Source organism: Enterovibrio paralichthyis (genome assembly GCF_019209835.1).
GTDB classification, from domain to species: domain Bacteria; phylum Pseudomonadota; class Gammaproteobacteria; order Enterobacterales; family Vibrionaceae; genus Enterovibrio; species Enterovibrio paralichthyis.
The window spans coordinates 1-7,405 of the sequence record NZ_JAHUTS010000050.1; the positions used below are offsets into that span (position 1 = coordinate 1).

Annotated in this window: 6 protein-coding genes, 1 tRNA gene and 1 pseudogene; 2 read left to right on the forward strand and 6 right to left on the reverse strand. The window is 51.7% G+C overall.

Annotated features, from left to right (window positions below):
* Window positions 1-565: 565 nt before the first annotated feature.
* From KU854_RS25180 to KU854_RS24460, 4 genes and pseudogenes are all read right to left on the reverse strand, one after another.
* Window positions 566-1,369 (reverse strand): annotated as a pseudogene (locus KU854_RS25180) (molybdopterin oxidoreductase family protein); the annotation flags it as partial.
* Window positions 1,293-1,790 (reverse strand): hypothetical protein, encoded by a 498-nt coding sequence (locus KU854_RS25185; RefSeq protein ID WP_418885875.1) that lies wholly within the window; start codon window positions 1,788-1,790, stop codon window positions 1,293-1,295. The pseudogene KU854_RS25180 and the gene KU854_RS25185, both read right to left, overlap by 77 nt.
* Before the next feature lie 263 nt (window positions 1,791-2,053).
* The gene (locus KU854_RS24455) at window positions 2,054-2,248 is read right to left on the reverse strand and encodes a 2Fe-2S iron-sulfur cluster-binding protein (protein WP_218360832.1); all 195 of its coding nucleotides are present in this window, start codon (window positions 2,246-2,248) and stop codon (window positions 2,054-2,056) included.
* A 337-nt stretch (window positions 2,249-2,585) separates the two neighbouring features.
* Window positions 2,586-2,671 (reverse strand) — tRNA-Leu (locus KU854_RS24460).
* A 171-nt stretch (window positions 2,672-2,842) separates the two neighbouring features.
* Between KU854_RS24460 and KU854_RS24465 the strand changes: the two genes are divergently transcribed.
* The gene (locus KU854_RS24465; protein ID WP_054780232.1) at window positions 2,843-3,322 is read left to right on the forward strand and encodes an RDD family protein; all 480 of its coding nucleotides are present in this window, start codon (window positions 2,843-2,845) and stop codon (window positions 3,320-3,322) included.
* 50 nt (window positions 3,323-3,372) lie between these two features.
* Here the strand turns inward: KU854_RS24465 and lptG are convergent, their stop codons facing one another.
* Both lptG and lptF read right to left on the reverse strand, forming a co-directional pair.
* On the reverse strand, window positions 3,373-4,446 hold the full coding sequence (gene lptG, locus KU854_RS24470) for an LPS export ABC transporter permease LptG (protein ID WP_218360833.1): 1,074 nt from the start codon (window positions 4,444-4,446) through the stop codon (window positions 3,373-3,375).
* Entirely contained in the window at window positions 4,446-5,546 is a 1,101-nt protein-coding gene (gene lptF, locus KU854_RS24475) for an LPS export ABC transporter permease LptF (RefSeq protein ID WP_218360834.1), read from the reverse strand. Before lptF ends, lptG begins: the two co-directional genes overlap by 1 nt.
* A gap of 194 nt (window positions 5,547-5,740) precedes the next feature.
* Between lptF and pepA the strand changes: the two genes are divergently transcribed.
* Window positions 5,741-7,249, forward strand: a complete 1,509-nt coding sequence (gene pepA, locus KU854_RS24480; RefSeq protein WP_218360835.1) for a leucyl aminopeptidase — start codon at window positions 5,741-5,743, stop codon at window positions 7,247-7,249.
* Window positions 7,250-7,405: the final 156 nt, after the last annotated feature.

The following is a 7,405-nucleotide window of genomic DNA, read 5'->3' on the forward strand; positions in this document are numbered from 1 at the left end:
AATTGACTGTGCCGATAACTCCGAAGAGTTTCGTTTGGTCACTCAGTTCGTTGATAAATCTTTTTGTCTATCAATGACGAGTGCCCACACAGATTGCATTGGTCAAATTGTTAAAGAACGTTGACTTGGTTCGCTTGCTTCGTGAGCCGCTTGCCGTGTCGATGAGGCGCATTATAGAGAGTTCGATCACGTTGGCAATAGCCAATTTCAATTAATTTCAAAAAATCACACCAAACGAACGAATTTCAAGCGAAAAGCTCAAAATCGTATAATTAGACACCTATTTTATCGCTTAATCCGCCAGTATTCTGCATAGCGGCACATGAATTTCACACTAAAGCACACGAAAGCTCAGCTCTTCATAAATCCAAATATGCCTTTGAAGCAAGCCTTCTGGCCAGTCAACACGCAAATAGCGCGTACACTTCTCTGGAAAATCAGCATTTATTCCAGACTTGAGTAATTTCCTAAACAAACTCTCTTTATATACAAAAAAGCCCTGCTCATAGTTCGCAGGGCTTTTTACGCAATTTTCCCGCTATCTATATAGAGGAGAAAAACGCACTCAATCAGGTAGACAGCTTTCAGGTTCAGCATTTAACTTTTCTCCCCGGACTGCTGCCACTTTAAACTCCGGAATTTTGGCGTGTGGATCGGTCGCGGTGGTTGTCAATCGGTTAACCGGCGATTCGACAAAGTGGAAAGGGATAAATACAACCCCCTGCTGCATCCGTTTAGTCACGAACGCCGCTATTTCTATTTCGCCGCGCCTTGTGGTCACCTTCAGCATATCGCCATTCCCAATGCCCAACGCTTCTGCATCTGCCACGCTGATCATGGCTCTTGGCCCGGCCAGCTTATTCAGCCCCGCCGTTTTGCGGGTCATGGTACCGGTATGGAATTGCTCCAACACGCGCCCAGTAGTCAGCACCAAAGGATATTCATCGTCAGGTAACTCGGCAGCATAACGGAAGGGAATCGCTTCCATTTGCCCTTTCCCACGTGTGAACTGCATTTGGTGCATGATGCGGGTTCCGGCAGGGTTATGTTTACTGCTCGGCCATTGCACCCCATCCCGAGAGATATTGTCCCATTTCAAACCGGCATATTGTGGGGTGACGCGGGCAATTTCATTGGTGATGTCGGAGACATGCTGATATTGCCAACCACCGCCCATGGCATTGGCGATATCCTGGATAATTCGCCAGTCCTCCCTTGCTTCGCCGGGTGGCTGCACCGCAGGCTTGATCCGCTGCACGCGCCTTTCAGTGTTGGTGAAGTGCCCTTCTTTTTCAGCAAAGGAAAAGGATGGCAATACTACATCCGCATACTGCGCGGTTTCTGTAAGGAATATGTCCTGCACTGCGATCGACAGAGAATTTATGGCGGTGGTCGCGCTGGCGCTGCGCTTGCCAGGCATCGTGGTTTTTCACATCGACTGAACAGGTAAAGGTTTGCTCTGCATGATACTCAGTAGCATAGTCGCGCAAATCACAGGCAGTGTTGGCCTGACAGTCACATTCCAGACAACGCGCAGCCTCAGCAATCGCATCTGCGCTTTCAAAGCCCAACTCAACTTCCGCAAAGCTTTGCTCCCTTTGCGCACGGGTCAGCTCGGGCATGATACTGCGCGCCTTTTTGGGATAAGCAGAAAAATGGCAGGGATCGACATGCTTAAGGGAAGGCTCTTTACGCGAGTTAAAGGGTAAGCGCGGCACGTTTTCCATGTCGCCATTCAGAAAGCGGTCAATCGCCTGTGCCACAATGCGTCCATCCGCAACCGCCTCCACTGCCGTTGCAGGCCCACGGCGAAAATCCCCGATACTGAAAATGTTGCCTTTACCTGAGTGCAGGGTATTAGGGTCGACATCCGCTGTGTTCCAGCGTGTCAGGGGAAAAGTGACACTATCCCCGTCCAGAAAACTGAGATCGGCCTGTTGGGAAACCGCAGCAATCAGCGTAATGATCGGACATGATACGGTTCAGTGCATCACTGCGATGTGTAGCAAGCGCTTCACTATGGGGGGGGTTACGTTCAAACCTTCGTATACTTTCAGCTCACAGGCGCGGCGATTGCCCTCCCCTCAACCTCGACCTCGACCACGCAAAGATCGCAGGCAATCTTCTCGCCTGAGCGGTTAAGCCCACAAAGCGACGGTATTTGTTCACCACACACCTTGGCAACATCGAGCAGCGTCTGCCCTGCTTCCGCAATCCGGAATTTCCCGTTGATGACGATTTGAATCATGCTCACTCCTGTCTGCCCCCAGTCAGCAAAAGCGTCCAAGCAAATCGCAGGCGCACATAAGAATATTGCGAAGGGGATCGATGTAGCCGCTGTTTCCTCCAGCTGGATTTGCGATAGAGCGCCAGGAATTTGAATAGCGGCCTTTTAATCCACAATATTAATGCGGATTAACACACAGGATTGTGACCAATGAACGATGAATGAGCTGATAAGGCCGGATAAATACGGATGGGCGTGGTAACACCGGTATGCATCAATAGATAAAGTTTGGCGGGAAATTGGTAGAGCCCAGATACAACAAAGCCCCAATCTTTCGATTGAGGCTTTGTCATGAAATTGGTGCCCGGGGCCGGACTTGAACCGGCACAGTTATTCACCGGCGGATTTTGAATCCGCTGCGTCTACCAATTTCGCCACCCGGGCAAGTGCGAGCAATTATACGCAAGCGTTTGATTGACGCAAGCCTCTAATTCACAAATCCCTTCTGACCGTTTCTTTTTTCACCAAGATGCCCTTTTTAAAGCCTTCTGATGCGTTCAATGGCTGGCACAACGCTGGTAAACTAAACACCATCATCATTTCTAGGACAGGTAAATGGCTCAATCTTCCACTCCGATGAGCGTACCCAAGGGCGCAGGATTTTTCCGCCGCATGGGCGCATGGCTCTATGATTTTCTGGTTTTGATCGCAGTTGAAATGCTGGCGATTGCTTTGGTTGTCGGCGGTATTGCGGTAGCAATGCAAATGGGACTTTCTATGGAAGGTTATGTCGATGTGGGCGACTACCTCACCCGCAATCCTGCCGTCAGCCCATTCTTCTCACTGTTTGTCTTTGCCGTTGCCGCCGCTTTCTACGGCTACTTCTGGACCCACGGCGGCCAGACTGTCGGCATGAAGGCGTGGAAGTTGAAGATGGTCAGCGAATTCGGTGGCGATATCTCTTTCACCCAATCACTGGTTCGCATGGCGACCGCCTGTCTGGGGTTGGGGAATCTGCTGGCACTGTTCGATAGCAACAACCGCGCGTTTCAGGATCACTTCGCACACTGCCAGGTTGTGAAAATCGAAAAATAACACGCAGTAAAAAGGGAGCATTTCGCTCCCTTTTTTGTTTCTTTCTGCGCTTAGAGTTTGCGGTTCAGCAGATACAGCGTCACCACAATAAACGCGAGACTCGGTGCCACTGCCCCGACAAATGGCGGCAATTTATAGACCAGGGTCATCGGCCCGAACACTTCGTTGGAAATATAGAAGGCAAAACCAAAGATAACGCCTGACAGCACGCGCGCGCCCATAGTGACAGAACGTAGCGGCCCGAACACGAAGCTCAATGCCAGCAACATCATCACGCCGATAGACAGCGGCTGTAGCACTTTACGCCAGAAAGCCAGTTCATAGCGCGAGGCATCCTGGTCTGATGCCTTGAGGTATTCCACGTAGTTGTAAACGCCGCTCAGCGACAGCTCTTCCGGTTTCACGGTCACTATCGCCAGCTTCTCTGGTGTCAGAGTGGTTTTCCAAGCCAGTTGCGCTTCTTTGGACTCAGTGATTTTGGTCGGGTCATCGAAGTAGGTGATGGTCACATCGTTCAACATCCAGCTGTCTTTATCCAGATAGCTCGCATCAGCCGCAAACACCTGTGAAGTCAGCTTCTGCTTGTCATCAAACTTCCAGATATTTACACCGGTCAGGGATTCTTTCTGATCCGTACGGGCAATGTAAATGAAATCAGCACCGTCTTTGGCCCACACCCCGCGCCGCACTGACATCACACTGCCGCCGGACTTGGCGTAGGCACGCAATTCACGTGCCGATTTCTGCGCCTCCGGTGCGCCCCACTGGCCCAGAGCCAGCACCATCAGCATCAATGGCATCGCCGTTTTCAGTACAGACAGGCCAATATCCAGCTTGGAAAAGCCGGCCGCCTGCATCACCACCAGTTCAGAGCTGGAAGCCAGGGTTCCGAGACCAATCAGCGCGCCGAGCAGTACCGCCATCGGAAAGAACATTTCCACGTCGCGGGGCATACTCAGCAACACAAACTGCGCGGCTTTCATAATGGTGTAGGTGCCCTCACCCACTGAGCGAAGCTGCTCAACGAACTTGATGATGGCAGAAAGCCCTACCAGCGTCGCCAAACAGAGCGCAGTGGTCGCGATAATGGTGCGACCAATATAAAAGTCGAGGATCTTAAACATCAGGCCGCTCTCCGCAGTCGATATTTGAGTTTACGCATTGGCAAGCTGTCCCAGCTGATAAGTACGATAGCCACCAGCAGCGCCAGTATGTTCACGCTCCAAAGGCCGATTTCCGGCGGTAAGTCCCCTTCTTCCAACGCTGATTTGGCAGCACTGATGGCCAGGAAGTAAGCCAGGTAAATCAACACCGCCGGGAACAGTTTGGCAAAGCGTCCCTGTCGCGGGTTAACAGAAGAAAGCGGCACCACAATCATGGTCATCAACGGAATACACAGCACCATCGAAATGCGCCACTGCAATTCCGCCTGCGCGCGCGGCGCTGACTCATTCAACAGCTTATGCGTCGGTACTGCATCCCAATCGCGGTGACGCTGACGCACCTTACGCTGGCCAATGAGTACCTGATAGTTTTCGTAGTCTGTCACTGTGTAATCAAGCATGGTCGGCACACCTTCATAGCGGATGCCGTCCGCCAGATCGAGCACCTGTCTGCCATCCGGTAACTCTGAGATATAGCCTTTTTCAGCCACGACCACATTCGGGCGCAAGGTGCCGCGCGGCACAGGCTGGGCAATAAAGACGTTGTGCAGGTCTTTGCCACTGCCGGTAATGTCATTCACATACACTACAGCCTGACCATCCGGCGTTGCCTGGATCTGCCCCTGAACCAGCAATTCAAGGCCGGAGTCCGCCTCTAGCTTTTCCATCACTTTGATTTCTTTATCATTCGCGATAGGCGTCAGCCATAAAGCATTCACTGCTGCAAACGCACCGGTAATGAGCGCCAGATACAGCGCAGCGCGGATCAGGAATTTGTTGCCGATACCGGTGGCATTCATCACCGTTATCTCACTTTCGGCATACAAACGGCCAAAAGTGATCAAGATGCCGATGTACAAGCTGAGCGGCAGCATGAGCATGCCCATGGATGGCATATAAAGGCTAACCAGCGTTAACACATCACCGCTCGGAATTGAGCCATCTGTAGCGTTAGCCAGCACACGGATAAATTTCTGGCTAAAAAAGACCAGAAACAGCACAAACAGCACCGCAAGTTGCGTTTTCACTGTTTCTCGGATCAAATACCGAACAATAATCACGGCGTTTTACCTTTAGAAAACTTGTTTTTTTACTCGAATCGCTATAGTTTTTCGGTAAATCAGTTATTTTTTAATCTTTCGGCCAGGTGTTGGCCTGCTTAAATATTGTTTACGTCGAACGCGAATTCGGGTTCCGATAAAGCGGGCATTATCCAACATTTAGCCTCACTTGTCTTTAGGATGTAGGAGTACGCATGGAGTTCAGTGTAAAAAGCGGGAGTCCCGAGAAACAGCGCAGTGCATGTATCGTAGTTGGCGTATTTGAACCGCGCCGCCTGTCACCTGTGGCAGAGCAACTCGATAAAATCAGCGATGGCTACATCAGCAGCCTGTTGCGTCGTGGGGATCTCGAGGGTAAGCCTGGCCAGATGCTACTGTTGCATCACGTTCCTAATGTACTGTCTGAGCGTGTGCTTCTGGTGGGGTGTGGTAAAGAGCGTGAACTGGGTGAACGCCAGTACAAAGAAATTATCAAAAACACCATCAACACCCTGAACGAAACTGGCTCAATGGAAGCCGTATGCTTCCTGACTGAATTGCACGTAAAAGGCCGCGACACTTACTGGAAAGTGCGTCAGGCAGTAGAGAGCACCAAAGACAGCCTCTACACTTTCAACCAGTTCAAGAGCGTGAAGCCGGAAACCCGTCGTCCATTGCGCAAGCTGGTATTCAACGTACCAACCCGCCGCGAGCTAAACTTGGGCGAGCGTGCGATTGCACATGGCCTGGCGGTCGCATCCGGCGTGAAAGCCTGTAAAGACCTCGGCAACATGCCACCGAACGTGGCAAACCCTGCGTACCTTGCTTCCCAAGCCCGCCGTCTGGCGGATGACTTTGCCAACGTCAGCACCAAGATCATTGGCGAGCAGGAAATGAAAGAGCTGGGCATGACCTCTTACCTGGCCGTCGGTCAGGGTTCGAAGAACGAATCCATGATGTCTGTCATCGAGTACAAAGGCCACCCAGATCCAGAAGCAAAACCTATCGTACTGGTCGGCAAAGGCCTGACCTTTGACGCGGGCGGCATCTCGCTGAAACCTGCCGCTAACATGGACGAAATGAAGTACGACATGTGTGGTGCAGCGTCAGTGTTCGGTGCAATGAAAGCGCTGGCGAAACTGGAACTGCCAATTAACGTGATTGGTGTGCTGGCAGGCTGTGAAAACATGCCAGATGGCGCGGCGTACCGCCCAGGCGACATCGTGACCACGATGTCAGGCCAAACCGTTGAAGTGTTGAACACGGATGCTGAAGGCCGTCTGGTACTTTGTGACGCCCTCACTTACGTTGAGCGCTACGAGCCAGAGTGTGTGATTGATGTGGCGACCCTGACAGGCGCTTGTATCGTGGCACTGAGCCATCACATCAGTGGATTGATTTCCAACCACAACCCACTGGCTCACGAAATCGTGAATGCGTCAGAGCAAGCGGGTGACCGTGCGTGGCGCCTGCCGATGACCGAAGAGTACCAAGAGCAGCTCAAGAGCCCGTTTGCTGATATGGCAAACATCGGTGGCCCTGGCGGCGGTACCATCACTGCAGGTTGTTTCCTGTCACGCTTTGCCAAGAAGTACAACTGGGCACACTTGGATGTGGCCGGTACTTCTTTCAAAGGCGGCGCAAACAAAGGTGCAACCGGTCGTCCGGTCCCATTGCTGGTCCAGTTCCTGCTGAACCGCTCTGGCCTTGAAGTTGCAGAATAAACCTGTACTGAAACATTAAGGAGGCCTCGGCCTAATGCCAGTCAGTTAAGCTGACTGGCTTTCTTTTTATTGGGGTATTTCTTTGCCTTAGGCTTCACGGCTCTCGGGTATATTCGATCTTCTCGCTTAATGGGCAACACATGATGTATCGCCTCC

Coding starts and splice junctions, on each gene's coding strand:
- KU854_RS24455 (WP_218360832.1), bottom strand. CDS start 2,248: ATGATTCAAATCGTCATCAACGGGAAATTCCGGATTGCGGAAGCAGGG.
- KU854_RS24465 (WP_054780232.1), top strand. CDS start 2,843: ATGGCTCAATCTTCCACTCCGATGAGCGTACCCAAGGGCGCAGGATTT.
- lptG (WP_218360833.1), bottom strand. CDS start 4,446: ATGTTTAAGATCCTCGACTTTTATATTGGTCGCACCATTATCGCGACC.
- pepA (WP_218360835.1), top strand. CDS start 5,741: ATGGAGTTCAGTGTAAAAAGCGGGAGTCCCGAGAAACAGCGCAGTGCA.